Raw genomic sequence first — 546 nt, 5'->3', positions numbered from 1 at the left:
GACGAGCTAGAACTTCGCACCAGCGCTGACATTGTTGATTGGCCAGTACAAACCGGTAATTCCAGTTTCACCAATGGCGTGCTCAATGCCAACGGCGGCTCTTGGACGTATCAAGCCAATTCAGCACGCGCATCAACATACGGTTTTAGCGATAACTATCGCTTCAGCTTCAAGATCGAAGCGCTCGGCACCTACAACATGATTGGCTTGGGTAACGTTGAGAGTTCCGCCAGTTATACCGACATTGATTACGCCTTCTACCTGGTCAACACCACCTTATATATCTACGAAAGTGGCAGTTCAAAAGGTACGTTTGGCTCAATTGCGGTTGGTGATACCTTGTCGATTGACGTAGCAGAAGGCTCGATCACCTATCGCCGTAACGATGAGGTAGTTCGTGAAGTCACTTATAGTGGTGATACGCCCGACTTCTATATCGATTCCAGTTTCTATAGCGGCGCAATGCGTTTGGGTGAGCTTCAATTCTCACCACTTTCAGGCGCTGGCTTGTCAGCCGATGCTGATAACGATGGCGTGACCAACGAT

At 49.1% G+C, this 546-nt stretch carries 1 protein-coding gene; it reads left to right on the top strand.

Annotated features, from left to right (window positions below; translation table 11 throughout):
- A partial coding sequence (locus tag LRP50_RS25455) for a hypothetical protein (RefSeq protein WP_274167185.1) occupies nucleotides 1–546 on the top strand: 546 nt, incomplete at both ends.

Source organism: Enterovibrio gelatinilyticus, from assembly GCF_028683095.1.
GTDB lineage: Bacteria > Pseudomonadota > Gammaproteobacteria > Enterobacterales > Vibrionaceae > Enterovibrio > Enterovibrio gelatinilyticus.
This window is presented reverse-complemented; position numbering and strand designations above follow the sequence as displayed.